This is a genomic window from Amycolatopsis sp. NPDC003676 (assembly GCF_053587275.1).
On record NZ_JBSFNS010000120.1, the window covers coordinates 1 to 23,026 of the forward strand.

Sequence of the window (23,026 nt, forward strand, 5' to 3'; positions counted from 1 at the left end):
TCAGATTCCCTCAGGGTTCCCCTCACGTACTGGAAGCCCCGCCGACAGCCCCGGCGAGACCCGGCCGGAGGAGACCGGGTCACCGCGCTGGGCGACGCCGTCGCGGGGCGGTCCGAATGCGACGGCTACCCTGAACGTCGTGCCTTCTCCAGCCGCTGATTCCGCTCGCGCCCGCCGTGTCTCCCTCGTGACCTTGGGCTGCGCCCGCAACGAGGTCGATTCCGAGGAGCTGGCGGGCCGGCTGGCCGCGGGCGGCTGGGAGCTGGCCGCCGAACCGGAGGACTCCGACGTCGTCGTGGTCAACACGTGCGGCTTCGTCGAATCGGCCAAGAAGGACTCGGTCGACACGCTGCTCGCCGCGGCCGACACCGGACGCAAGGTCGTCGCGGTCGGCTGCATGGCCGAGCGCTACGGCAACGAACTCGCCGACAGCCTGCCCGAGGCCGACGCGGTGCTCGGCTTCGACCACTACGCCGACCTGTCCTCGCGGCTGGACGACGTGGTCGCCGGCCGCACGATCGCCTCGCACACCCCGTCCGACCGCCGCAAGCTGCTGCCGATCAGCCCGGTGCAGCGGCCCGCCGCGACGGCCGAGGTCGAGGTGCCCGGGCACGCGCAGCACGGCTGGGGCCCGCGCGTCCTGCGCACGCGGCTGGACGATTCCCCGGTCGCCGCGCTGAAGATCGCCTCCGGCTGCGACCGGCGCTGCTCGTTCTGCGCCATCCCGTCGTTCCGCGGGTCGTTCGTGTCCCGCCAGCCCGACGAGATCGTCGCCGAGGCGGCCTGGCTCGCCGAGAACGGCGCGAAGGAACTGTTCCTGGTCAGCGAGAACTCCACCTCGTACGGCAAGGACTTCGGCCGCGACGGCACCCGCGCGCTCGAGCTGCTGCTGCCGCGGCTGGCCGAGATCGACGGCATCGAGCGCGTCCGCGTCTCCTACCTGCAGCCCGCCGAAACGCGGCCGCAGCTCGTGCAGGCCATCGCCACCACGCCGGGCGTCGCGGACTACTTCGACCTGTCCTTCCAGCACTCCAGCGAGCAGGTGCTGCGCCGGATGCGCCGGTTCGGCTCCACCGATTCCTTCCTCGCGCTCACCGAGCAGATCCGCGAGTACTCGCCCGAGGCGGGCATCCGCACCAACGTGATCGTCGGCTTTCCCGGCGAGACCGAGGACGACCTGGCCGAGCTGGAGCGGTTCCTCACTGGGGCCCGGCTCGACGCGGTCGGCGTGTTCGGCTACTCCGACGAGGACGGCACCGAGGCCGAGACCTTCGACGGCAAGCTCGACCCGGCCGTGGTCGCCGAACGCGTCGCGCGCATCTCGGCGCTGGTCGAGGAGCTGACCGCGCAGCGCGCCGAGGACCGCATCGGCACCTTCGTGGACGTCCTGGTCGAGCACGACGGCACCGACGGGGACGACGCGGTCGGCCGCGCCGCGCACCAGGCTCCCGAGGTCGACGGCGAGTGCGTCATCCTCGAGGACGAAGACACCAAGCCGCTCGCGGTGGGCGACATCGTCCGCTGCGAGGTCGTCGACTCCGCCGGCGTCGACCTGGTCGTCCGCCCGGCGCCGGACGCCGGACGGTGAGTGCCGCGCCCAGCGGGGCGGGCGAGGGCGTGCCCCGCGCCGCTTCCGAGGGCGGGGCCCAGCTGCCCGAAGCCACCCCGGTCCCGACGCTGAACCTGGCGAACCTGCTCACCATCTCGCGGCTAGTCCTGGTCCCGCTGTTCGTCGTGGCGCTGTTCACCGGCCATGGCGAGGACACCACGTGGCGCGCGATCGCCACCGGGCTGTTCGCCATCGCGTCCGCGACCGACCAGGTCGACGGCTGGGTCGCCCGGCGCTACGGCCTCATCACCGACTTCGGCAAGATCGCCGACCCGATCGCGGACAAGGCGCTCATCGGCGCCGCGCTGATCGGGCTCAGCGCGCTGGGGGAGCTGGGCTGGTGGGTCACCATCGTGATCGCGGTGCGCGAGATCGGCGTGACGCTGCTGCGGTTCTGGGTGATCCGGCACGGCGTGATCCCGGCCAGCCGGGGCGGCAAGGCGAAGACGATGGCGCAGATCATCGCGATCGTGACCTACCTGCTGCCGCTCCCCGCCGGAGCGGACCCGGTGCGCTGGGCGCTGATGGGGATCGCGGTGGCGCTGACGGTGGTCACCGGCGTGGACTACCTCGTCCGCGCGATCCGGCTGCGCGCCGCCGGCCGGCGCGCGATGGGCTCGTGATGACCGAAGCACGCGAACTCGTCGCGACCCTCACCCGCCGGGGGGAAACCGTGGCGGCGGCGGAGTCGCTCACGGCTGGTCTCGTCTGCGCCACGCTCGCCCAGGTGCCGGGCGCGAGCGCGGTGCTGCGCGGCGGGCTGGTGGTCTACGCCACAGAGCTGAAGGCCGCGCTCGCCGGGGTCGACGAAGCGTTGCTGGCCGAGCACGGAGCGGTGCACCCCGAGGTCGCCGCGCAGCTGGCCAGGGGTGTGCGAGAGCGCTGCGGGGCGACCTGGGGCCTCGGCCTGACCGGCGTCGCCGGGCCGGATCCGCAGGACGGCGTGGCCCCGGGAACGGTGTACGTCGGGCTCAGCGGACCAGGCGTGAACACGGTGCGTGAACTGGCCGAGCCCGGTGACCGGGACACGATTCGGACGGCGTCGGTCCGCGCCGCGTTCGCGCTGCTCGGGGAACAACTAGACTGAAAACGGCGTTCGCCCTTGGCGTACGTACGTGTCAAGTCCTGCACTCGGGGTACCGCTCTGGGTAACGTAGGAGGCACCAGTTCGGGAAGGGAGGCGCGTGATGACCGTGCTGTTGCGCGAGGCGATCGGTGATCGGCTCCGTCATGCCCGCACCAACCAGCGTCGGACGCTGCGTGACATCTCCCGCGCCGCCCGGGTGAGCCTCGGCTACCTGTCCGAGGTCGAGCGCGGCCAGAAGGAAGCTTCCAGCGAGCTGCTGGCGTCGATTTGCGAGGCGCTGGAGCTGCCGCTGGGCGAGCTGCTGCACAAGGTCGCCGCCGACGTGTCGGCCCTCGACAAGGTCGAGGTCGCGCCGGTGGAAGAGGTGGAGACCGCGCCGAGGGAGACCGTGCCCGACCGCGGCGAGGCCGGCTTCGAAGGCGGCCGTCTGGTGTCGGAGCTGATCGGCGACGACCTCTCCGACCTGCGGCTTCAGCCCGCTCCGCGGATGAACACGACGTTGCGGACCACGATCGGCGCGCCGAAGCTCGCGTCCACGATCGCGGCGTAACGCCAGCGCTGTTTCGCTGCACGGCCCCGGGGATCTCCCCGGGGCCGTCGGCGTGCGCGGGGTTCCCCTTCCGGGCCGGTCCTGACCGCCGGTCAGGGCTGACCCTGAATTCCCCCGGGGTCGCCTGGAACGGCGGAGGCCGACCTGACACGATGGAACCCAACGCCGGGGTCGGTACGTTGTGCGACTAGGGGAGCGACGCCCCGCCCCGAAGCAATCAGGGCCCGTGGGACGCAAGAAGGCAGGCGGAGGAGATGGCCAACCCGTTCGTGAAGTTCTGGAAGTACATGATGGCGGCGTTCTCGTCGAAGATCGACGAGCACGCCGACCCGAAGGTACAGATCCAGCAGGCCATCGAGGAGGCGCAGCGCAATCACCAGGCGCTGACGCAGCAGGCCGCCTCCGTGATCGGCAACCAGCGGCAGCTGGAGATGAAGCTCAACCGCCAGCTCGGCGAGGTCGAGAAGCTGCAGGCTTCGACGCGCCAGGCGCTCGTGCTGGCCGACGAGGCCCGCGGCAAGGGCGACGAGGCGAAGGCGACCCAGTTCGAGACCGCGGCGGAGAGCTTCGCCGCGCAGCTGGTCACCGCCGAGCAGAGCATCGAAGACCTCAAGACGCTGCACGACCAGTCGCTGCAGGCGGCCACGCAGGCGAAGCAGGCCGTCGAGCGCAACGCGACGATGCTGCAGCAGAAGCTGGCCGAGCGCACGAAGCTGCTCTCGCAGCTGGAGCAGGCGAAGATGCAGGAGCAGGTCTCCGCGTCGCTGAACCAGATGAGCCAGCTGGCCGCGCCGGGCAACACGCCGTCGCTGGAAGAGGTCCGGGACAAGATCGAGAAGCGCTACACCACCGCGCTGGGCTCGGCTGAGCTGGCGCAGAACTCGGTGCAGGGCCGCATGATGGAGGTCCAGGAGTCGGCCACCCAGATGGCGGGCCACTCGCGGCTGGAGCAGATCCGCGCGTCGATGCGCGGCGACTCGGTCGCGCAGGTCACCGACGGCGGTGCGGGCGCGGCCGCGGCCAAGCCGGCCGCCGCCTCGGGCGACATCCAGCGGGAGATCCAGGCCCGCGTGCAGGCCGAACAGGGCAAGAACCCGGCCTGACCGGCCGGGCACGAGCGGCGCAGGGGGTAGCGCGGATGACCAAGCGGCGGGACTTCAGCGAGTTCAACGCCAAGCTCGAGAAGCACATCGAGCGGTTGCCCGACTACGCCCAGCGCGCTCAGGAAAAGCTGCAGCGGTACTTCCCGCCGGCCGAGGAAGCCGGCGGGAAGCCGCAGCAGACCCAGCGCGGTCCGGTCTCGCCGCCGCCGGTGCCGCGCCGCCCGGCGAGCGCGGCCGCGTCCGCGGCGTTCTCTTCGGTCGCCGGGCAGGTGCCCGCGGTGGCCGAGGTCCGCGCGAAATGGCAGCGCTGGAACGAGCCGAGCGCGAAGCACCAGCGCCGGATCCGCCGCACCTCGCGCGTGCTCACGTTGTGGGTGCTGGTCACGATCCTGCTCGGGATCCTCACCGTGCTCACCGCCACCGGCCTGCTCGGCGGAGCGGTGGCCGGCCCGGAAATCGGGCAGGCGGTGTTCTCCGGTTTCGCGACGCTGGTGTTCGGTACGTTCAGCGTCCGCACCGGGATGCGGTTGCGAGAGCTGAAGAAGGTCGAACTTCCCGCCGCGCCCAGCGGTCCGCCGCCGCTGCCCGCGGCCGGTTCGGCCGCGCGCGAGCCGATGGAGCGCTTGGCCGAGTCGGAGGCTTCGCTGCGCGAACTCCTGCGGCAGCTTTCGGTGCCCACTTCGTTGGGCACCACGGCGGTTCCGGAGGTCTCGGTCGCCGACGCCCGCGCGACGGCCGACGAGGCCGCCCGTGCGCTGCGCGGCCTGGCCGACCGGATCCAGGCGATCGAACGGGGCCGCAATTCCGCGCCGGAACGCGAACGTTCGGCGTTGCAGGCCGCGGTGGCGAAGCTGCGCGAGCAACTCGACGACGGAATCGAAGGCTACGGCGGCTTGGTCGCCGCGGCCGGTCGTGCGGTGGCCGCGAGCAGTGACGGCATGGTCACGTCGCGGGAGGCGCTGACGGACGCGACGGATCGGCTCGCGGGGTTGGCGCTGGCGTTGAAAGACCTTGGCTGACCAACCTCGTCGCGGGGTCGTGCGGGGCGACTCCGGGAATCGCCGCGGCTGGGCGAGCGGTGACGGCATGGTCACGTCGCGGGAGGCGCTGACCGACGCGCCGGACCGGCTCACGGCCTGGCGCTGGCGTTGAAAACCAGCCTGCGCTGGCCCTGTCACCGAGGTCGTGCGGCGCGGTAATCCGCCGCGAAACGCCCGATCCAGGGGTGAATGTGGTCCGGGCGCGCGGCTTCACGGCGACTCCGGGATTCGCCGCGGCCGGGCGGAAACGCCGTCCTGATGGCCGAGTTTGGGATTCCGGTCGGCGCAACCGGACAGTCCGGCCGCGACGGTGCGTGAGTTTCCCCCGCATACCGCAACAATCGCGTAATCCGATCCTGCTGGTGACGGAAACGTCTGCGGTTTAACGTTTTTCTCATGAGGTCGGTGTTGGCACCCGCCAGGCCCGGCGTCACGGGCTGAGGTTCGCGGCGCCGGACGTACACAGTGGACTCCTCCGATCCCGCCGAGGAAAGGACGCCCTCGTGACTACGCTCCCGCCGGAACCTGATCCTGTTCCCGTCCCCCCGCCCAGCTCGCACGAGCGGGTCCGCACCGCGTTCGAGCGGCTGGCGAAAGCCGACCGCCCCGGACTCTGGGCCTCGGTGCGCACCATGGAGGAAGTGCTCGTCGAAGCGAAAACCGTCGACGAACGCGTCCACGCGGGCGAAGACCTCCCGCTGGCCGGAACGGTCTGCGCGGTCGATTCCGACAGCCCGCCCGCGCTCGCCCGCCTCACCGAGGCCGGCGCGGTGGTCCTCGGAACCACCGTCGCGGACCCGGAAAACGCGGCGATCGGTCTCGAGATCGTCGACCTGGCACTGAATTCGTCCGCGCGGGAGATCGCCGCCCCGGCCGGAGTACTCACCCTCAAGCCGACGCCCGGCCTGATCCCGGCGACGACCGTTTCGGTGTCCGCGCACCGCCTCGCCACCGCCCAGCGGGCCGTCGCGGCGATGTTCGGTACGGACTCGGCAATGCGCGAGTGGCCAGCCGACGTCCGTCTCGCCGCCGGACAGCATCCGCGCCTCGGCATCCCCGCCGAGGCCAGCCTCCCGCTGCCCGCGAGGAGAGCGTTCGACGTCGCCGCCGCCTCTCTGGAGGCTTCCGGCGCTGTCTTGGTCCCGGTAGACGTCAGCGCGTTCTACGGGGCCGGAGACGCCTCTGGAGCCCGCTCGCTGCTGGCGGATCTGGATGCGTTGCTGCTGCCGACCGTCGGCGTTCTGGAATCGACGCTGAACGCACTGGACGTCGCCGCGGTGACCGTGCCGGGTGACCGGCGGCCGTACGGGATCACTGTGGTGACGCGGGCGTTCGAGGACCAGATCGGCATCGACCTGTCTTCGGTGCTGACTGGCGAGCGGTCGCCGGACCCGTACCCGAGCGAGAGCGTCGATGTGGTGGTGTTCGGTGCGCACCTGTGCGGACAGCCGCTGCATGACGAACTGCACGGGGCGCGGTTCGGTGGTCTGGTCCGGACTGCCGAGCACTATCGCCTGGTGCTGCTCAACGGTGTCACCCCGCCTCAGCCCGGAGTGGTCTCCGGCTCGGCTGGCGTGGACGGCGAACGCTGGCGGCTGTCTCCGGCGGCGTTCGACCGTTTCGCGGAGGGCTTGGCGGCGCCGTTCGTGATGGGCCGGGTGGAGTTGGAGGACGGAAGTTCGCCGCTCGCGGTGCTGTGCGAGCCGTCGGCCGCTGTCGGCGGGGAAGGTCTGGACCGGTACGCGTCTTGGCGGGGATACCTGCGGTTCGTGAGCACCGGCGGCCCGCGGTTCCCCGGCTGACGCGGAGGGGCCCGAGTGCGCACGGCCGGACTCGGGCCCTGCCGGACGAGGTCTGGTTCGGGCCCGGGTTCCTGAGCCGGGCACGACCTCAGGCCGAAGCCGTACTTCTGGCTTTGCCGAGCAGTCGTTCGCCGATGCGGGGCCCCGGTTTGCGTGCCGGAGCCCGGACTTCGCCGTCGGACAGTTGAGCCCGCTACCGGGCGGCGAGCCCCCGGCCGACGCGGCGGACCAGACCGGGCCCGTGCAGTGCGAAGCCGGTGTAGATCTGGACGAGGCTGGCACCGGCGTCGAGCATGCGACGGGCGTCATCCGGGCCGAGGATGCCGCCGACGCCGATGATCGGCAGCCTGCCCTCGGTCTTCTCGTGGACGAAGCGCACGACTTCGGCCGAGCGTTCGGTCAGCGGGCGGCCGGACAGCCCGCCGGTTTCCGACGCCAGCGCGGCTTCGGCGGGGGCGATGCCCGCGCGGGAGAGGGTCGTGTTGGTCGCGATGATCCCGGCTACGCCGTGCTCAAGGCAGACTTCGAGGAGTTCGGCGAGCGCGTCGTCGGTGAGGTCGGGGGCGACCTTCACGAGCAGGGGCGTGTCGCCACCCAGTTCGGCGCCGGTCTTGCGGAGTTCGGAGAGCAGTTCGGCGAGTGCGGATTTGTCTTGCAGCGCACGCAGGCCCGGGGTGTTCGGGGAGCTGACGTTGATCGCGAAATAATCGGCGAAGGGGTGCAGGGTGCGGAGCGAGTAGCGGTAGTCCTCGACGGCCTCGTCCAGCGGCGTCACCTTCGACTTGCCGATGCTGATTCCCAGCGGTACCGCGGGTTTCCCGTGCGAGGCCAGACGGTCGGCCAGTGCTTGGGCCCCGTCGTTGTTGAAGCCCATGCGGTTGATGACCGCGTCGGTGACCGGGAGGCTGAAGAGCCGGGGTTTGGGATTGCCCGGCTGGGGGTGGCGGGTGACTGTGCCTACTTCGACGAAGCCGAAGCCCAGGGCCGGCCAGGCGTGGAGGGCTCGACCGTTTTTGTCCATGCCCGCGGCCAGGCCGATTTTGTTGGGGAAGGTCAGGCCTAGGACTTCGGTGGGATCGGTGGTTCGGTACGCCTTGGTGATGGGGCGGAGAGCGGTTCCGGCTCGGCTCAGGAGGGTGACTGTGCGCTCGTGGACTACCTCGGGGTCGTGGTAGGCGAGCCGGTACATCGCTGGGCGGACGATCCTGTCGAAGAGCACGTTGTCCATGCTGCCGTATGGGGGGTGGGTTGGCTGGGGTGGCTTGGGTTCTTGTGGCGGGGGTCGCGTCTTGGGCTGCTCGTCGCCTGGCGGCGACATTGCGCCCATGGGTTGCGTGGGGCACCCCGAAGCTTGAGTGTGCTGACGGTCTGGGGGTGCTTGTCAAGGCGGGAAAGATGCCTTGACAAGCACCCCCGAACCGCAGGGAGGCTTCGTATCGGGGTGGGGGAGGGACTGGGTGCCTCGCTGGTTGGGCGCGTTCCGGCGACGGACCGGTTGCGGGTCGTTCCCCTCCCGGACAGCGGCGGCGCGATCGGCGGCCATTTGGGGCTGGATCTGCTGAATCCGCCTAATTCGGGAACAGCGGGACAGTCAGGAGAGTTTGCAGAGAGAGACGGAGGGAACCGACTACATCGACTTGCGTGGGGGTGGTGAGCCACTGGACCTGGAGGCCGTCCATCAGTGCGACGAAGGTGAGTGCCGCCAAGTCCGGGTCTACGCCGGGGCGCAGCTCGCCTCTTTCGGCGAGCGCGTGGAACGACTGGGCGATGCTGTCGCGGGCCTCGCGGTAATGGCGGGCGAAGTAGGCGTGCGCGGGATGGTCTTCGGAGACCGCTTCGGCGGCGAGGCGCGAGTACAGGTCGACGATGCCCCGGTGGCGGACGTTGTGTTCGGCCAGTGCGATGAAGCGGCGCAGGACATCCAAGCCAGGCGGGGTCGCGGTCAGTTGCTCACGGGCGGCGTCTTCGGCGTCTCGGCGTTCCAGGACCGCCGCGAGCAGGGCTTCCTTCGTCGGGAAGTGGTACAGCAAGCCGGCGTGGGTGATGCCGGCTCGTTTGGCGATTTCCCGCAGGGACGACGCGTGGTAGCCAGCCTCGCCGTATACCACGGCGGCCGCCGAAACGATGTCGTCGCGGCGGATTCTGCCCTTCAGGTAGCCCCCGCTCACGGGGCGGCGGTCAGGTCGGCTTCCACGCGCCCATCATGCCTCAGCCCGATTCTCCCCGCCCGCACCTGTGTTCCTGCCTGGACCCGACCCCCGAAGAGGAGCCGAGCCCGATGACCGAGCTCTCCCCGCCTCCGGTGCTGCCCCGCGCGGCCCGCGTCGCCACCTGGATCGTGTTCGCCCTCTGCGGGTTCGCGGTCGGCATGTGGGTGGTGCACATCCCGGTGATCGAGCGCGCGACCGGTGTCTCGCACACCGCGCTCGGGGCGTTGCTGCTGGTGCTCGGCGGGTCGGCGTTGATCGGGATGCAGGTCACCGGGCCGCTCGCGGACCGGTTCGGGCATCCGCGGGTCGTGTCCGTCGCGGGGGTGCTCGTGGGGGTCGCGGTGGTGTTGCCGGGGTTCGCGGCGAACTGGTGGACGCTCGGGCTGGCGCTCGCGGCGTTCGGGTTCTTCAACGGCTCGCTGGACGTCGCGATGAACGCGCACGCGGTGGTCGTGGAACGGGCTTACCCGCGGCCGATCATGGCCGCGTTCCACGCGATGTGGTCGATCGGCGGTGCGATCGCGGCGGTCGTCGGGGCGGCGGTGCTGGGGGCGGGCGTGCCGACGCTCGTGTCGCTCGGCGGTACCGGAGTGCTGTGCATCGTGGTTTCGCTGCTGGTCCGCCGGTATCTGCTCGATTCGTCGGACGAGGCAGCCGAGGAAACCGCCGAGGAAGCCAAACCCACGCGTACTCCCGCCCGGGTGGTGTGGTTGCTGGGTCTGCTGGCGTTCGCGCTGATGCTGTCGGAGGGCGTCGCGAACGACTGGGCCGCGCTGTATCTGCGCGACGGGCTGGGGACGTCCGAAAGCACGGCCGCCCTGGCTTACGGCTCGTTTGCGGTGGCGATGACCGTCGGCCGATTCGCGACCGACCGAGTAGCCGCGCTGGCCGGTCCGGTCGCTGTCGTGCGCTACGGAAGCGGGCTGGCCGCGCTGGGGCTCGCGATCGCGTCGCTGGCGCCGTGGGTTCCGTTGTCGCTGTGCGGCTGGGCGTTGTTCGGACTCGGCCTTTCCGGTGGTGTCCCGCAGCTGTTCACCGCGGCGGGCAACCTGGACAAGCGGGCGTCGGGCGCGCTGATGGCCCGGGTGGTCGGCGTCGGATACGTCGGACTGCTGGCCGGCCCGGCGATCATCGGCGGGCTGGCGCACTGGGTGCCGTTGAACGTCGCGTTCCTGCTGCCGCTGGCGTTGTGCGTGGTGGCGGTGGTGTTCGCGCCGGTGATGAAGCCGCGCGGCTGAACTATCGGCCGCAGGCTTGAGGTTGCAGTTTCTGGCCCCCGCCGGACAGCGTGATGGTCCCGGACGCCCCACCGCCACCTGCCGCGAGCACAGTGCACACGATCTGCGAGACAGCGTTAGGCGACAGTTCCCGCACATTGACCCCGATCGCCGCGTCGCTCACGCCGATGGCGATCGGCTCGAACGACGGCGGCAGCTCCGTCGTGTACCCGCCAGCCCGTTCGTCCTCGCTCGGCCCCTGCTCCAGCACCCGGACCCGATCCGCGGCCACGTCGCCGGCTCCGCTGCGCATCACCGGCACGACATTCCCGTTCAGCACGAAATACACCCTCGCCGTGTAGCCGCTGTTCCCGTTAGGCGGCCCGCTGGGCGGGCCGCTGTTCCCGTTAGGCGGCCCGCTGGGCGCGTTCTCCCCGGTGATCACGCCGCTGGGCCGCACCCCGCAGCTCGCCGTCAGCACCAAGACCGCGATCAGCGTCAGCAACCGTTTCACTGCCGCACCTCCCGAGGCAGCCACAACGTGAACACCGCGCCGCCCCCTGGCCGGTTCCCGGCGATCAGCTCCCCGTGATGCAACCGCGCGTTCTCCCAAGCGATCGCGAGCCCGAGCCCGCTCCCTTCGGAACGGCTGCGAGCGGTGTCCGCCTTGTAGAACCGGGCGAACACGTGCGGCAGCACCTCCTCGTCCAGCCCCGAGCCGGAATCCTCGACGGAAAGCGTGATCCCCGCCTGGTCGCCCCGCAACCGGACGGTCACCGGCTCCCCGCCGTGCCGCAGCGCGTTCCCGACGAGGTTGGCCACGATCACGTCCAGCCGGCGCGGGTCGACGCGCGCCCGGATCCCGTCCGGCAGATCGGTTTCCACCGCGAATCCCCGCGCCCGAAGAGTCGCGCGGACCGCCTCGGCCACGTCGACGTCGTCCACCGCGAGCGACGCGGTGCCGGAGTCGAACCGGGTGACCTCGATCAGGTCGTTCACCAGCCGCGCCAGGTTGTGTGTCTCCTGGCTGACCAGCCGCACCGCCTCGCCCGCCGCGTCCGGCAGCCGCTTCGCTTCGGCGTCGAGCATGTCGGTGACGGCGGTCATCGCGGCCAGCGGCGTGCGCAGTTCGTGCGACACGTCGGCGACGAACCGCCGCGCGTCGGCTTCCATCCGGCGCAGTTCGCCGACGTGCCGTTGCAGCGAGTCGGCGGTCGAGTTGAACGTCTCGGCAACACTGGCCAATTCGTCGCTGCCGCGCACGGTGATCCGGGCGTCGAGGTCGCCCGCGCCGAGCCTGCGGGCCGCGCGCTGCAGCTCGCCGACCGGCCGCAACACGCTGCTGGCGGCGAGTACCGCGAGGATCAAAGCCACCACCAGCGCGGCCCCGCCGGCGAGCCACGCGTTCCTGGCGAGCCCGTTCACCGCCTCGATTTCCGCGTCGAGATTGCGCAGTTCGTAGACCTCGATCCCGGACGGAACCGTCGGATTCCGCCGGTCGCCGGTCGAGATCAGCAACGGCGCGCCCAGGGCCAACTGCGTCACGCCGCCGACGTCCACGCGCTGCCACGCGACCCGGCCGGACTGCACTGCTCCGCGCAGTTCCGGCGTGATCACCGAGGCGGGCATGTCGCCCGCGCTGTGCCCGCCGCTCGTCACCAGCGCGGAGTTCTTCCGGCCGTTCAGCCGGTCGGCGGCCACCTGCAGCGCGTTCGCGTCCACCGGCCGCCGGGGGAGCGGGTACAGCTGCTTGAGCTGGTTCGTCATCTCGACGGCGGCGTTGTCCTGGGTGCGCTGCAGGATCCCGTCGCGGGCCCGCACGTACCCGATCCCGGCGACGGCCACCGCGGTGAACACGCTCAGCAGCGCGAACGCGACCAGCAGCCGGGTGCGCAGGCCCCGGAACTGCCAGCCGGTCACAGCGGACCGAAGCGATAGCCGAAACCTCGCAGGGTCTGGACGTACACCGGTTTCGCGGCGTCGTCCTCGATCTTGGACCGCAACCGCTGCACGCACGCGTCGACGAGCCGCGAATCGCCGAGATACCCCTGATCCCACACGGATTCGAGCAGCTGCTGGCGGCTGAGCACGCGGCCGGGGGAAGCGGACAGCTCCAGCAGCAGCCGCAGTTCGGTCGGTGCGAGCCCGATGACCGTGCCGTGCTTGCTGACCACGAGACCCTCGCGGTCGATCGTGAGGTCGCCGTGCCGTTCCGGCCCCGGTTTCGCACCTTGACCGCGCGGTTCGCCGCCGGTTCGCCGCAGCACGGCCCGGATGCGCGCCTCCAGCACACGGGCCTGCGCGGGCTTCACGACGTAGTCGTCGGCTCCCGCTTCGAGCCCGGCCACCACGTCGATGTCGTCATTGCGCGCGGTGAGCATGATGATCGGCAGGTCGCCGGACGCGCGGATGCGGCGGCACACCTCGAAGCCGTCCATCCCGGGCAGCATGAGGTCGAGGACGACGACGTCGGCCGGGTCCCCGGCGAGCCGGGCGAGGCCTTCCTCGCCGGTCTCCACCGCGTCGACCGTGTGGCCCTGGTACGTCAGGGCCAGCCGCAGGCCGTCGCGCACGGCCTGGTCGTCTTCGATCAGCAGCACCCTCGGCATGTCTCCCACTATCGCAGCCCGCCCGTCCGCCCGCCCGGACAGTCCACAGCGGACAACCGGGTCCCAGCCTGCCCGGCCCGGATCCCCGCCCGGTGCGTGCCGTGTCATCGTTCGGTAACAGCGCGGCCGTGGCGAACTGTTACAGAGCTGTCAAACTCCGTGCGCAGTGCGCGCACACTGGGGCCCGAAAGTGGACCCCATGATCGAGTCGCTTCGCCGGTCCCGGGTCCTCGCGGCCGTCACCCGCCTCCTGGCGGTGGCGCTGCTCCCGGCGGCTTTCCTGCGTTCGCCCGGCCGCGGCCGGCACCTGGCCTGCCAGTGGGCGCTCGCGATGCGATACCCGGCCGAGGACCTTGACGGTCTCAGCGAACCGGCCCGCGCGGCCTTCACCGCGGCGCGCACCGAGGCGTTCTGGCGGCACCGCCAGCTCATCGGGCTCACCTCCGGCCATCGCGACGCCGCCCACCAGCACCGGCTGTTCGCCGAAGAGGTGCACCGCACCGGTTCTGTTGCTGCGGCCCGTCGCCGGGTGTTGCCGCCGCACGAGTCGGCACACGTTCGCGGCACGGCACTGGACGTGCGCCCGAGCGAGGGCGCGGCGTGGCTGGAGCGGCACGGGCCGGAGTATCGGCTGTATCGCCGCTACGACAACGAATGGTGGCACTTCGAGTATCACGCGCACACCGTGCCGATGCGGTTGCCGGACCCGGATTCTTTGCGTCCGGCTTCGATGGCCCGGGTCGCCAGCTAGGGTGAATTCCCCTTTGCGGCACGGGATTCCAGGTATCGTCGTTCGGGAACGCTGAGTGTTTTCTGTGCCGCTGAACGGTAATAGGCCCGGGCTTGCTCGGGATCGCCCGCCAGGTCGAGCAGGTGCGCGCGCACGACGTCCACGCGATGGTGCTCGTCCAGTCCGGCGATCTCGTCCAGCTGCCGCAATCCCTCGCGCGCGCCGTGGACCATGGCGACCGGGACGATCCGGTTCAGCGCCGCGACCGGACTCGGTGCCACGGCGAGCAGAAGGTCGTAGAGCGCGAGGATCTGCGGCCAGTCGGTGTCCTCGGCGCGGGCCGCCTCGTCGTGCACGGCGGCGATCGCGGCCTCGAGCTGATACGGCCCGAGCTGCGCGCTGACCAGGGTCTTCCCGATCAGGTCGAGCCCTTCGGCGATCGCGGCGGAGTCCCAGCGGGAGCGGTCCTGTTCGGCCAGCGGAACGGCGGTGCCGTCCGGCCGGGTCCGTGCGGGCCGCCGGGCGTCGCTGAGGAGCATGAGCGCCAGCAGCCCGGCGACCTCGCCGTCGTCGGGGACCTGCGCGTGCAGCTGCCGGGTGAGCCGGATGGCCTCGGCGGTGAGCTCGACCCGGTTGACCGCGGTCCCGGAGCTGGCGGTGTGGCCCTCGGTGAAGATCAGGTACAGCACCTGTAGCACCGCGGCCATCCGCTCGGCCCGTTCTTCCGGCGGCGGCATCCGGAATCGCGCGCCGCTGAGCCGTTTCTTGGCCCGGTTGATCCGCTGGCTCACGGTTTTCTCCGGCACCAGCAACGCCCGGCCGATTTCTGCCGTGGTGAGGCCGCCGACCGCTCGCAGCGTCAAGGCGAGCTGGGACGGTTTGCCGAGTTCGGGGTGACAGCACAGCATCAGCAGGGTCAGCGTGTCGTCTTCGGCCGGCGCCAGCTCCGGTTGCGGCACCGCCAATCCGGCGGCCGTGTGCTCGCGCTGCCGGCGGGCGGATTCGCTGCGTTCGATGTCGATGCGCCTGCGCGCGGCGGCGGTGATCAGCCAGCTCTTGGGGTTGTCCGGCAGGCCCTGCTCCGGCCACTTCAACGCGGCGGACAGCAGCGCTTCCTGCACCGCGTCCTCGCAGAGCGTGAAGTCGCCGAACCGGCGGCAGACAGCGGTGAGCACCTGCGGCGCGAGATCGCGCAGGAGCTGTTCGAAACCGGGCGAGGGAGTCAGAGATCCAGCTCTTTCACGTTGCGGAGCGGCCGTACCTCGATCTTGCCGTACAACGCGTCCGGCACCCGGGCAGCGTGCTCCAGCGCTCGTTCCATGCTCTCGCATTCGACGAGGTAGAAGCCGACCAGATGCTCCTTGACCTCGGCGAACGGGCCGTCGCTCGCCACCGCCTTGCCGTCGCGCACGGTGACGCATTTGGCTTCGGCCGGGTCCGCCAACCCGTCGCTGAGCACCAGTTCGCCGGACTCTTCCAGCGACCGGGTGAGCGCGAGATGGCTGCGGCCGAACTCGGCCTTCTTCTCGTCCGGCAGCTCCTCCCAGAGCGCGCGGAACCGCGGGTTGCTGTGGATCATGATCAGGTACCGCACTTCCCGGCCCCCTTCGAAAGTTTTTCGCCGCCGGTGTCGCCTTCCGGATTCCGGCTCCGACGTCCCCGGTGAAAGTCAATCATTCGGAGAAGGAGCATAGTAGTGCGGAAGATCGTGGCCGGACTGTCGGTTTCGCTGGACGGGGTGACCGAGTCGCCGCCGGACTGGATGATGCTGAACCACGAGGCGGACGACGTGATCCGGGCCGGCATCGCCGAGTCCGACGCCGTCCTGCTCGGCCGGAACACCTACGCGGACTTCGCCCGCATGTGGCCCGGGCTGGGCGACTCGTCGCCGATGCCGCCTTCCTGAACAACACCCCGAAGTACGTCGTGTCGAGCACGCTCGCCGAACTGGACTGGAGCGGCTCGACGCTGCTCGGCGCGGACTTGGCTGAATTGGCCGCGCTCAAGGCCAAGCCGGGCAAGAACATCCACATCCCCGGCAGCCCCCGGCTGGTGCGCTCGCTGCTGCTGGCGGGTTTGCTGGACGAGCTGAGTCTGCTGATCCACCCGATCGTGCTCGGCTCGGGCGCGCGGCTGTTCGAGGAGCCCTCCGATCGGGCGGACCTCGAACTCGCCGGATCCCGGACCTTCGAAAACGGGGTTCTCTCGGTGACGTACCGGCTGAAGCCGGGTTCATAATTCTCAAGGAGGAAAAATGTTCGACACCAGCAAAGCATTCAGCGGTTTCTCCGTGGACGACATCCCGGTCGCGCGGAAGTTCTACGCCGAGACGCTCGGCATCGAGGTCACCGAAAACTGGGGGATGCTGCGCCTGCACCTCGCCGAAGACCGTGAAGTGCTGGTCTATCCGAAGGGGGACAAGCACGTTCCGGCCGAGTACACCATTCTCAACTTCCCGGTCGACGACATCGAGCAAGCGGTCGCGGACCTCGGCGTGGCGGGCGTTTCCCTCGAACCGTTCGACGGGGTGGACGAGAAGGGCGTCTTCCGGCTCGGCGGTCCGCTGATCGCGTGGTTCAAGGATCCGGCGGGGAATATTCTTTCTGTCCTCCAAGAAAACTGAAGCGCAAGACTGAAGATGCCGGGCCGGGTGTCTAGGTGAGAAGTTGGAGGCATGACGACGATTTCGGCGCCAGCTCGGACGGGCTGGCGGGGATTGCTCGCAGTGGCGGCGGCAGTGGTGGTGGTCGCTTCGGCGGTGGGCTTTTTCCGTGCTTTCCACATGCCCGGGACGGACCCGGCTGATGCGACGAGTCCGATGGGTTCCATGGCCGACCGGCGGCTGCACGGCATGGCGCTGGCCGACATGCCGGAGATGTTCGTGGCCGGAACAGCATTGCTGCTCGCACTGGGAGCCGCACTGGTTCTCGGCCGGACGCGGCAGAGCGTTTCCGTGTCACAGCAGAAAGTCCGGGGAAGGCGGACGATCGCAGTGGTCGCCACCGCCGCGCTGACAATCGACATCAGCAAGACGTCGACGCTGGGTTTCGTCATTCCCGGCCTGCGCGCGGAGTACGGCATCGACGCCTCGACCGCGTCACTGCTGGCGGTCAGCGGCTTGTCCGGCACCGCATTGGGCGCGTTGCTGTGCAGTCAACTGGCCGAGCGCATCGGAAGGCGGGCCTGTTACTTGCTCGCCACGCTCGGATTCACCGCAACCAGCATGTGCGGCACGATGCCGAATTTCGGCGGCAACGTGGTGATGTGCTTCCTGATGGGCATCGCCGTCGGCGGGCTGGCTCCGATGCTGATCACGGTCCTGAGCGACCTTTTCCCCGGACGAGGCAGGGGAGCGGTGGTGACCGGGTTGTCGATCGTCGCGACCGCGATCGGCTACCTGGTCGCCTCCGGCTCGGCGTTGTGGCTGGAACCGGTGTTCGGGTGGCGGGTGCTGTGGCTCATCGGCGCACCGACCGGCCTGCTGCTGGCCGCCGCGGCAGCCGTCATCCCGGACCAGCGCAGCTTGACCGCACGCCCCGCGACGGAAGCGAACTGGCTAGCCCGCAACACACTCACGACCCGCCTGCAATGGGTGTTCGCGTTCTCGATCGGCTTGACCACGTTCGGCCTGACAACCTGGGTGCCAACCCTGTCCCGCGTCGGCGGCCTCTCGCTGACCACAGCGAACGCCCTGCTCACCGGATCCGCGGTGACGATGGTGGTGTGCGCGGGACTGCTGGTGCTCGGCTACCGCCGTTTCGGCCCGACTGGCGTGACGGTGCGATTAGCCGTGTGCACCGCAGTGTTGTTGCTGGCACTCGCGGTGTCCGGATGGGCAGTCGCCGCGCCATGGCTGTCGGCCGCCGTACTGACGGTCGCCTTGCTGGGCGTCAACACCATGGCTGCGGTATTCCTCCCTGTCGCCGCCGACGTATCCGCCGACGGTCAGCGCGGCAGGGTTGCCGGATCGGTGTCGTTCTTCAACCGACTCGGCGGATTGGCCGGGCCGCTGGTGCTTTCGCTGCTGGTCACATCGGTGACCGACGTACTGACCGCGGTCGCGCTCCTAGCCCTGCTGTGCGGTTCGGTCGCGGCTTACACGAGCCGCCGACAACGGGTGCTGCGAAAGGCCGGTGCGGAGGTGGGATAACTGCGGGGTCTGCCAGTGGTCGCCTCGCCGGACGTCGACACGATGGCGGTGCTGCTCCTGCCGGTTGCCGCAGACGCCGCCGACGACGGCCAGCGCGGCCGATCACCGGCTCGGTCCGGCTGGCAGGTCCGCTGGTGCTTTCGCTGCTGCTGAGGTCGGGCGTCGGACGTGCTGATGGTGGTCGCGATCCTCGCGCTGTTGTGGGGTTCGGTCGCCGTTCGCACCAGTCGTCGACAACGGGTGCTGCTGAAGGCCGGAGCGGTGGTGCTGTGACTGCCGGGTCTGTCCATGGTGGTCGCCTTGCCGGGCGGCAATACGGCGGCCGCGGTGTTCCTCCCCGTCGCCGCCGACGTCGTCGACGCCGGTCAGCGTGGGCGGGTCGCCGGTTCGGTGCCGTTCTTCAACCGGCTCGGCAGTTGGCTAGCCCGCTGGTGTTTCCGCTGCCGGTCACGGTCGCGCACCAGAAGCGCCCCTCGGCGGCCACCGGGCCCTGCCCCGCGACTGTCCACAGTGGTCAAAACCGCCGAGCGAACGGCAGCGGTCGACGCATCCGCACCAGCAACAGCAACGGGATCAGCACGTAAGGGAGGTTGAACGCGAGGAACTTGCCCGGATTGCCAGTACGGGTCGCCGGGTCGCCGAAGAACTCGACGCCGAACACGACGATCCCGGTGAGCGTGACGATCATCGTCGCGTACACCACCGCGAACAGCTGGATCCCGTTGCGACCGGCGACGAGACACCAGACGAGCACGACATAGAAAGGCAGGTAGACGAACGCGGACAGCCCGGTGACGATCCGCATCCAGTCCGGCGGGTGCATGAAGAGAGGGTCGGCGTCGTGGGCGTACCAGTAGTTGGAGTCGACGAAGAAGTTGCCGGTCGGGCGGGAGAAGTCGACGCCGATCGTCGGCAGCAGGTCGCTGATCAGCGACGTCACCGTGAAGACCGAGAAGATCACCGCGAAGAAGATGTCGATCTTGCGTTCGCGCAGGGGCAGGTTCGCCGTCGTGGTGCCCATCGGAGGATTCTACCGGCGTCGCGCGGGCGATTCCGGCAGTACAGTCGCGGTCATGAACGCGTTCCAGGTGTGCCTCTGGGTTTTCGCGGGCGTGTGCGCCGGCTGCTGGCTGTTGTCGGTGCTCACCAGGGAGTACTCCTGGGTGGACCGGATCTGGTCGGTCGTCCCGGTGGCCTACGCCGGGATCTTCGCCGGTCACGCGGGGTTCGCGGACGCCAGGCTCAACCTGCTGTTCGCGCTCGTGTTCCTGTGGGGCGCGCGGCTGACGTTCAACTACGGCCGCAAGGGCGGCTACGCCCGCGGCGGCGAGGACTACCGCTGGGCGGTGCTGCGCGGCCGGATGGCTCCGTGGCAGTTCCAGCTGTTCAACCTCTTCTTCATCACGCTCTACCAGAACGTGATCCTGCTGCTCATCACGCTGCCCGCGTGGACCGCGCTCGACCATCAGACTCCGTTGGGCGCCGTCGACATCGTGCTGGCCGTCGCGTTCGTGGGCTGCCTGGTCGGCGAAACCGTCGCGGATCAGCAGCAGTGGAACTTCCATCAAGGGAAGAAGCGCGAGACGGCCGCCGGGCGCACCCCGGACCCGCGGTTCGCGCAGACCGGGCTCTTCCGCTTTTCCCGCCACCCCAACTTCTTCTTCGAACAAGCGCAGTGGTGGCTCGTGTTCCTGCTCGAGGTCTCCGCGGCGGGCGCGGTCACCTGGACGATCGCCGGCGCGGTCCTGCTGACCGCCCTGTTCATCGGCTCGACGATCTTCACCGAGAGCATCACCCTCGGCCGCTATCCGGAGTACGCGGACTACCAGCGGCGCGTTTCGCCGATCGTGCCGTGGTTTCCGCGCCGCGCGGCGTCCGAGCCCGCGCGCGAGGGATAGCCGGTACGTCCGGAATGTGGCGGCGGTCACCTCAATGCCGTGAACCGGCGTCATGTCCGATGAGTCGGAAGGATACCGTTCGCTCAGTAGGGTGACGGTTCATACGACTGGGGGTGGACCCATGATCGGTTTCGAGACCGACGTGAAGGATCTGCGCAAGGCGAGCGGGTTCGTCGAGGACGCCGGGCACGCGGCGGAGACCGCGCGCGACGGCGTGCGCGGGCTGGACATGCCCGAGGCGACCGGACCACAGGGCATCTTCGGCGGGTTCAACCCGTTCGGCGGCGGCCCGACGACGGCGTTCGGCGGGTCGCTCGGCATGCGCCAGGTCGCGGCGGCGTACGAGTACCACCGCTCGAAGGTCGAGGAAGCGCTGGCGAAGCTCGCTTTCACCACGCAGCAGGCGAGCGTCGCGCTCGCGCGCGTGGCCGACCTGTACGAGAGCGCCGACGGGGAAGCGCGGATGGGCGTGCGCAATGCAGCAGGGGAGGAGCTCTGACGTGAGCGACCAGGAAAACTACTTCGGGCTGAGCGGCGGTTCGGACGAGCGCCCGCGCGAGCAGCTGCTCGAAGGCATCTGCGAGGACCTGCAGCAAGGTGCGAACGACGCGCTCGACGGCGTGCTGGCGTTGCGCTACGCGGAGTTCATGCTGTTCCAGATGATGGACGGACTGTACGAGTCCTATCAGGACGAGGTCACGAGCATCTTCCGCGAGTTCTCCGAGGCCGACCTCAAGGACACCGGCTCCGGTCTGCAGGCGTTGATCAACTCCTACGAGCACATCTGGCAGAACCTCGGCCGCGGCTCGATGACGGAGCTGCGCCGGGCGAAGGAACTGATGGGCTCGTGGCGCGGCGAGGCGGCCGAGGACGTCAAGACGTATCTCGACCGGCTGTCGGAGACATACGACCAGATGGCCACTGAGATCTCTGTGCTGGAGAGTGGCGTCGTCGCTGGCCGCGACAGCGTGTGGGGCGCGCGGGACGACCTCAACACGCTGGGCAAGTCGTTCAAGGACGCCGCGGAGAAGTACCAGAAGGACAAGGCCAAGGAGGGCGAGATTTCGCTGTCCAAGGTGATGACGACGGCCTTCACCGCGGCACTGGTCGGGATGCTCGCGGCGGTCGCGACCCCGGCTGCCGCGGGCGCCGGGCTGAGCCTCGCCGCGGCGGGAACGCAGGCCGCGGTGGCCGGTGCCGGCGCGGGGCTGTCCGAGGTCGTGGCGGAGGCCTCGGCGCGGGTCGAAGGGGAGTCCGCGAAGGAAATCTTCGAGAGTTTCCTCGACAACGTCGAGAAGATCCGCTCGGGAATGGACCAGTCGACCGGACGGCTGGCGGACAAGATCCGCGAGAAGGCCGACGGTTTGCCCGACATCCCGAAGCCCGCCGACGTGAGCCCCGGCGACTCGTTCGACCCGTCCAACTTCGAGACTTCCAACACCCCGAAGGACACCGAGAAGAAGGTCCGGGACCGGAACGTCGACATCGCGCCGGACGGTTCGGTGTCACAGCCGCTGTCGCCGTCCACAATGGACTGATGTGTCCGGCCCGGAAGAGCTGATCCAGGCACTGTCCGCGTTGTCGGTCGAGGCGTCCTCGCCCGACAACGCGGTCACGGCCACGGTGAACACCGACGGTGTCCTCACTGGACTGAAACTCTCCGCCGCAGTGCGGAATTTGCCGCCGGAGGAGTTGGCCGCGCTGGTGCTGCACACGTACGCCGAAGCGCAGCGGCAATCGGCGCACGAGACGGCGTCGTTGCTGGCTCCGCTCGGCACGCGCGGGTACGTGATGGACCGGCTGAAGTGGCGGGCGGGGTTCACTCCGGACGTTGCCCCCGCCACTCCGCCCGCTGCTCCTCGGCGGTCTGCTCGGCCTGTTCCGCCGGTCGAAGCGACACCGGCTGCGGTGCCGGTCCAGCCGAAACCCGTTGCTGGGTCAGGGAAACCTTCCTCGCCGCAGGCTGCTCCCGGGCCTCGGCAAGCAGCGAGTGGCGCCTCCGCGGCGACGGGCGAGGGCGACTACCTCCGCAACCGCACCGCCGATCCCGAGCAACCGGCGGAACCGGAACGCCCGGTGAGCGACGAGGACTGGTACGAGGCCGGCGTGCGGTTCGACGAGGCCTGGTAGCCGCTCAGTTGAGCGTGCCCTCGTCGCCGAGCAGCTTGCGCAACCCCGGCAGGACCGCGGAAAGGTCTTTGCCGGTACGGAAAGCGACGACCGTCGTCTCGGTCTCGCCGGTGTTGCCGAACAGCGCGACCGTGTCCGCCATCGCGGCGTCGAAGGCCGCTTCCGGGTCCGTCGTCTGCCCGCGCAGCCATCGGCGGAGGACGTGGTTGTGCGCCGTCACCACAGCCGCCGCCATGAGTTCGGCGCGCAGTGCGGTTTCTTCGCCGCCGCCCATCCAGCGGTGAACGAATTCCTGGAACAGCCGCTGATACTGCCGCGTGCCGGCGATTTCCCGGGCGCGCAGCGCGGGCACGCTGCGGGTGAGGCGGTACCGCGCCAGCGCCAGATCGCCCTCGGCGACGTAGTGCCGCAGCACCAGCCGCGACGCCTCGGTGACCGCGACGGTCGCGGTGCGCGGGTCGGAACCGGCCAGCCGGGCCTCGATCGCGCTCAGCAGCACCTCGTGGTCAGGGAAAATGACGTCCTCTTTGGACCGGAACGCACGGAAGAACGTGCTGCGCCCGACGCCCGCGCGGTCGGTGATGTCGTCGACCGTCGTCTGGTCGTAGCCGCGCTCCTCGAACAGCGCGAACGCGGCCTCGGTCAGCCGTTGCTTGGCCGGTTTCTCGGGCATCGGGCCACCTTTCGCACGCACGCTGCGGCCAGCCTAATCGCCTGCCGGCCCGGGCGAGCAGGGTGAGGTGGACCACCCCGCCCTGGCCTACTCGTCGGTACTGAGTACCGTCATCATGAAACCAAGTACCGGAGGGATGGGTGAGGCACGTGGAGCTCGTCGGCGTGGTCGGCTGCGGCCAGATGGGGGCGGGGATCGCCGAGGTGTGCGCCCGGGCC

At 70.0% G+C, this 23,026-nt stretch carries 27 protein-coding genes; 18 read left to right on the forward strand and 9 right to left on the reverse strand.

What is annotated here, in order from left to right; translation table 11 throughout:
• Nucleotides 1-139: 139 nt before the first annotated feature.
• The 8 genes from rimO to ACWDNU_RS38775 all read left to right on the forward strand — a co-directional run bounded on the left by rimO (nucleotide 140) and on the right by ACWDNU_RS38775 (nucleotide 7,191).
• Nucleotides 140-1,588, forward strand: coding sequence for a 30S ribosomal protein S12 methylthiotransferase RimO (gene rimO / locus ACWDNU_RS38740; RefSeq protein WP_449672512.1), 1,449 nt, complete (start codon nucleotides 140-142; stop codon nucleotides 1,586-1,588).
• Nucleotides 1,585-2,232, forward strand: coding sequence for a CDP-diacylglycerol--glycerol-3-phosphate 3-phosphatidyltransferase (gene pgsA, locus ACWDNU_RS38745; RefSeq protein WP_449672513.1), 648 nt, complete (start codon nucleotides 1,585-1,587; stop codon nucleotides 2,230-2,232). Before rimO ends, pgsA begins: the two co-directional genes overlap by 4 nt.
• Complete coding sequence (locus ACWDNU_RS38750; RefSeq protein WP_449672514.1) at nucleotides 2,232-2,696, forward strand: CinA family protein; 465 nt, start codon at nucleotides 2,232-2,234, stop codon at nucleotides 2,694-2,696. Before pgsA ends, ACWDNU_RS38750 begins: the two co-directional genes overlap by 1 nt.
• A 100-nt stretch (nucleotides 2,697-2,796) precedes the next feature.
• Nucleotides 2,797-3,246, forward strand: a complete 450-nt coding sequence (locus tag ACWDNU_RS38755) for a helix-turn-helix domain-containing protein (protein ID WP_182893390.1) — start codon at nucleotides 2,797-2,799, stop codon at nucleotides 3,244-3,246.
• Between the two features lie 254 nt (nucleotides 3,247-3,500).
• Complete coding sequence (locus ACWDNU_RS38760; RefSeq protein ID WP_182893389.1) at nucleotides 3,501-4,349, forward strand: PspA/IM30 family protein; 849 nt, start codon at nucleotides 3,501-3,503, stop codon at nucleotides 4,347-4,349.
• Nucleotides 4,350-4,384: 35 nt separating this feature from the next.
• Nucleotides 4,385-5,368, forward strand: a complete 984-nt coding sequence (gene pspM, locus ACWDNU_RS38765) for a phage shock envelope stress response protein PspM (RefSeq protein WP_449672515.1) — start codon at nucleotides 4,385-4,387, stop codon at nucleotides 5,366-5,368.
• Nucleotides 5,361-5,501: a hypothetical protein gene (locus ACWDNU_RS38770; RefSeq protein ID WP_449672516.1), complete on the forward strand. Its 141-nt coding sequence runs from the start codon at nucleotides 5,361-5,363 to the stop codon at nucleotides 5,499-5,501. The genes pspM and ACWDNU_RS38770 overlap by 8 nt, the downstream gene beginning before the upstream one ends.
• A gap of 391 nt (nucleotides 5,502-5,892) precedes the next feature.
• A complete protein-coding gene (locus ACWDNU_RS38775) occupies nucleotides 5,893-7,191 on the forward strand; it encodes an allophanate hydrolase-related protein (RefSeq protein WP_449672517.1) in 1,299 nt (432 codons plus the stop codon).
• 193 nt (nucleotides 7,192-7,384) lie between these two features.
• Here the strand turns inward: ACWDNU_RS38775 and ACWDNU_RS38780 are convergent, their stop codons facing one another.
• Nucleotides 7,385-8,410 carry a quinone-dependent dihydroorotate dehydrogenase gene (locus ACWDNU_RS38780; protein WP_449672518.1) on the reverse strand — a complete coding sequence of 342 codons (1,026 nt, stop codon included), beginning with the start codon at nucleotides 8,408-8,410 and terminating at the stop codon, nucleotides 7,385-7,387.
• A gap of 349 nt (nucleotides 8,411-8,759) precedes the next feature.
• Complete coding sequence (locus ACWDNU_RS38785) at nucleotides 8,760-9,359, reverse strand: TetR/AcrR family transcriptional regulator (RefSeq protein ID WP_449672519.1); 600 nt, start codon at nucleotides 9,357-9,359, stop codon at nucleotides 8,760-8,762.
• Between the two features lie 110 nt (nucleotides 9,360-9,469).
• Here ACWDNU_RS38785 and ACWDNU_RS38790 point away from each other — a divergent pair, with 110 nt between their 5' ends.
• A complete protein-coding gene (locus ACWDNU_RS38790) occupies nucleotides 9,470-10,639 on the forward strand; it encodes an MFS transporter (RefSeq protein WP_344281449.1) in 1,170 nt (389 codons plus the stop codon).
• Between the two features lies 1 nt (nucleotide 10,640).
• Here ACWDNU_RS38790 and ACWDNU_RS38795 read toward each other — a convergent pair whose 3' ends face one another.
• The 3 genes from ACWDNU_RS38795 to ACWDNU_RS38805 are packed head-to-tail and all read right to left on the reverse strand — an operon-like array spanning nucleotide 10,641 to nucleotide 13,227.
• Entirely contained in the window at nucleotides 10,641-11,132 is a 492-nt protein-coding gene (locus tag ACWDNU_RS38795; RefSeq protein WP_449672520.1) for a hypothetical protein, read from the reverse strand.
• Nucleotides 11,129-12,538, reverse strand: a complete 1,410-nt coding sequence (locus ACWDNU_RS38800) for an ATP-binding protein (RefSeq protein ID WP_449672521.1) — start codon at nucleotides 12,536-12,538, stop codon at nucleotides 11,129-11,131. The genes ACWDNU_RS38795 and ACWDNU_RS38800 overlap by 4 nt, the downstream gene beginning before the upstream one ends.
• Complete coding sequence (locus ACWDNU_RS38805; RefSeq protein WP_370938450.1) at nucleotides 12,535-13,227, reverse strand: response regulator; 693 nt, start codon at nucleotides 13,225-13,227, stop codon at nucleotides 12,535-12,537. Before ACWDNU_RS38805 ends, ACWDNU_RS38800 begins: the two co-directional genes overlap by 4 nt.
• A 199-nt stretch (nucleotides 13,228-13,426) precedes the next feature.
• Here ACWDNU_RS38805 and ACWDNU_RS38810 point away from each other — a divergent pair, with 199 nt between their 5' ends.
• Nucleotides 13,427-13,978 carry a D-alanyl-D-alanine carboxypeptidase gene (locus ACWDNU_RS38810; protein ID WP_449672522.1) on the forward strand — a complete coding sequence of 184 codons (552 nt, stop codon included), beginning with the start codon at nucleotides 13,427-13,429 and terminating at the stop codon, nucleotides 13,976-13,978.
• On the opposite strand, the gene ACWDNU_RS38815 is transcribed toward ACWDNU_RS38810, so the two are convergent.
• Nucleotides 13,975-15,183 carry an RNA polymerase sigma factor gene (locus tag ACWDNU_RS38815; protein WP_449672531.1) on the reverse strand — a complete coding sequence of 403 codons (1,209 nt, stop codon included), beginning with the start codon at nucleotides 15,181-15,183 and terminating at the stop codon, nucleotides 13,975-13,977. The genes ACWDNU_RS38810 and ACWDNU_RS38815 overlap by 4 nt on opposite strands.
• The gene (locus ACWDNU_RS38820; RefSeq protein WP_370938448.1) at nucleotides 15,180-15,551 is read right to left on the reverse strand and encodes a YciI family protein; all 372 of its coding nucleotides are present in this window, start codon (nucleotides 15,549-15,551) and stop codon (nucleotides 15,180-15,182) included. Before ACWDNU_RS38820 ends, ACWDNU_RS38815 begins: the two co-directional genes overlap by 4 nt.
• 102 nt (nucleotides 15,552-15,653) lie before the next feature.
• Here ACWDNU_RS38820 and ACWDNU_RS38825 point away from each other — a divergent pair, with 102 nt between their 5' ends.
• The 4 genes from ACWDNU_RS38825 to ACWDNU_RS38840 are packed head-to-tail and all read left to right on the forward strand — an operon-like array spanning nucleotide 15,654 to nucleotide 18,107.
• Nucleotides 15,654-15,863, forward strand: coding sequence for a hypothetical protein (locus ACWDNU_RS38825; RefSeq protein WP_449672523.1), 210 nt, complete (start codon nucleotides 15,654-15,656; stop codon nucleotides 15,861-15,863).
• Complete coding sequence (locus tag ACWDNU_RS38830) at nucleotides 15,821-16,195, forward strand: dihydrofolate reductase family protein (protein WP_449672524.1); 375 nt, start codon at nucleotides 15,821-15,823, stop codon at nucleotides 16,193-16,195. The genes ACWDNU_RS38825 and ACWDNU_RS38830 overlap by 43 nt, the downstream gene beginning before the upstream one ends.
• A gap of 16 nt (nucleotides 16,196-16,211) precedes the next feature.
• A complete protein-coding gene (locus ACWDNU_RS38835; protein WP_449672525.1) occupies nucleotides 16,212-16,580 on the forward strand; it encodes a VOC family protein in 369 nt (122 codons plus the stop codon).
• A gap of 51 nt (nucleotides 16,581-16,631) precedes the next feature.
• Nucleotides 16,632-18,107 carry an MFS transporter gene (locus tag ACWDNU_RS38840; RefSeq protein ID WP_449672526.1) on the forward strand — a complete coding sequence of 492 codons (1,476 nt, stop codon included), beginning with the start codon at nucleotides 16,632-16,634 and terminating at the stop codon, nucleotides 18,105-18,107.
• 514 nt (nucleotides 18,108-18,621) lie between these two features.
• On the opposite strand, the gene ACWDNU_RS38845 is transcribed toward ACWDNU_RS38840, so the two are convergent.
• The gene (locus ACWDNU_RS38845) at nucleotides 18,622-19,128 is read right to left on the reverse strand and encodes an EXPERA domain-containing protein (RefSeq protein WP_449672527.1); all 507 of its coding nucleotides are present in this window, start codon (nucleotides 19,126-19,128) and stop codon (nucleotides 18,622-18,624) included.
• 52 nt (nucleotides 19,129-19,180) lie between these two features.
• Here ACWDNU_RS38845 and ACWDNU_RS38850 point away from each other — a divergent pair, with 52 nt between their 5' ends.
• The 4 genes from ACWDNU_RS38850 (at nucleotide 19,181) to ACWDNU_RS38865 (ending at nucleotide 22,135) form a co-directional block, all read left to right on the forward strand.
• A complete protein-coding gene (locus ACWDNU_RS38850; protein WP_449672528.1) occupies nucleotides 19,181-20,005 on the forward strand; it encodes a DUF1295 domain-containing protein in 825 nt (274 codons plus the stop codon).
• Between the two features lie 121 nt (nucleotides 20,006-20,126).
• Nucleotides 20,127-20,504 (forward strand): hypothetical protein, encoded by a 378-nt coding sequence (locus tag ACWDNU_RS38855; protein ID WP_449672529.1) that lies wholly within the window; start codon nucleotides 20,127-20,129, stop codon nucleotides 20,502-20,504.
• Nucleotide 20,505: 1 nt separating this feature from the next.
• Nucleotides 20,506-21,543: a hypothetical protein gene (locus ACWDNU_RS38860; protein ID WP_370938441.1), complete on the forward strand. Its 1,038-nt coding sequence runs from the start codon at nucleotides 20,506-20,508 to the stop codon at nucleotides 21,541-21,543.
• A gap of 1 nt (nucleotide 21,544) precedes the next feature.
• Nucleotides 21,545-22,135 (forward strand): YbaB/EbfC family nucleoid-associated protein, encoded by a 591-nt coding sequence (locus ACWDNU_RS38865; RefSeq protein ID WP_449672530.1) that lies wholly within the window; start codon nucleotides 21,545-21,547, stop codon nucleotides 22,133-22,135.
• Between the two features lie 4 nt (nucleotides 22,136-22,139).
• Here ACWDNU_RS38865 and ACWDNU_RS38870 read toward each other — a convergent pair whose 3' ends face one another.
• Nucleotides 22,140-22,808, reverse strand: coding sequence for a TetR/AcrR family transcriptional regulator (locus ACWDNU_RS38870; RefSeq protein ID WP_370938439.1), 669 nt, complete (start codon nucleotides 22,806-22,808; stop codon nucleotides 22,140-22,142).
• Between the last annotated feature and the right edge of the window lie 218 nt (nucleotides 22,809-23,026).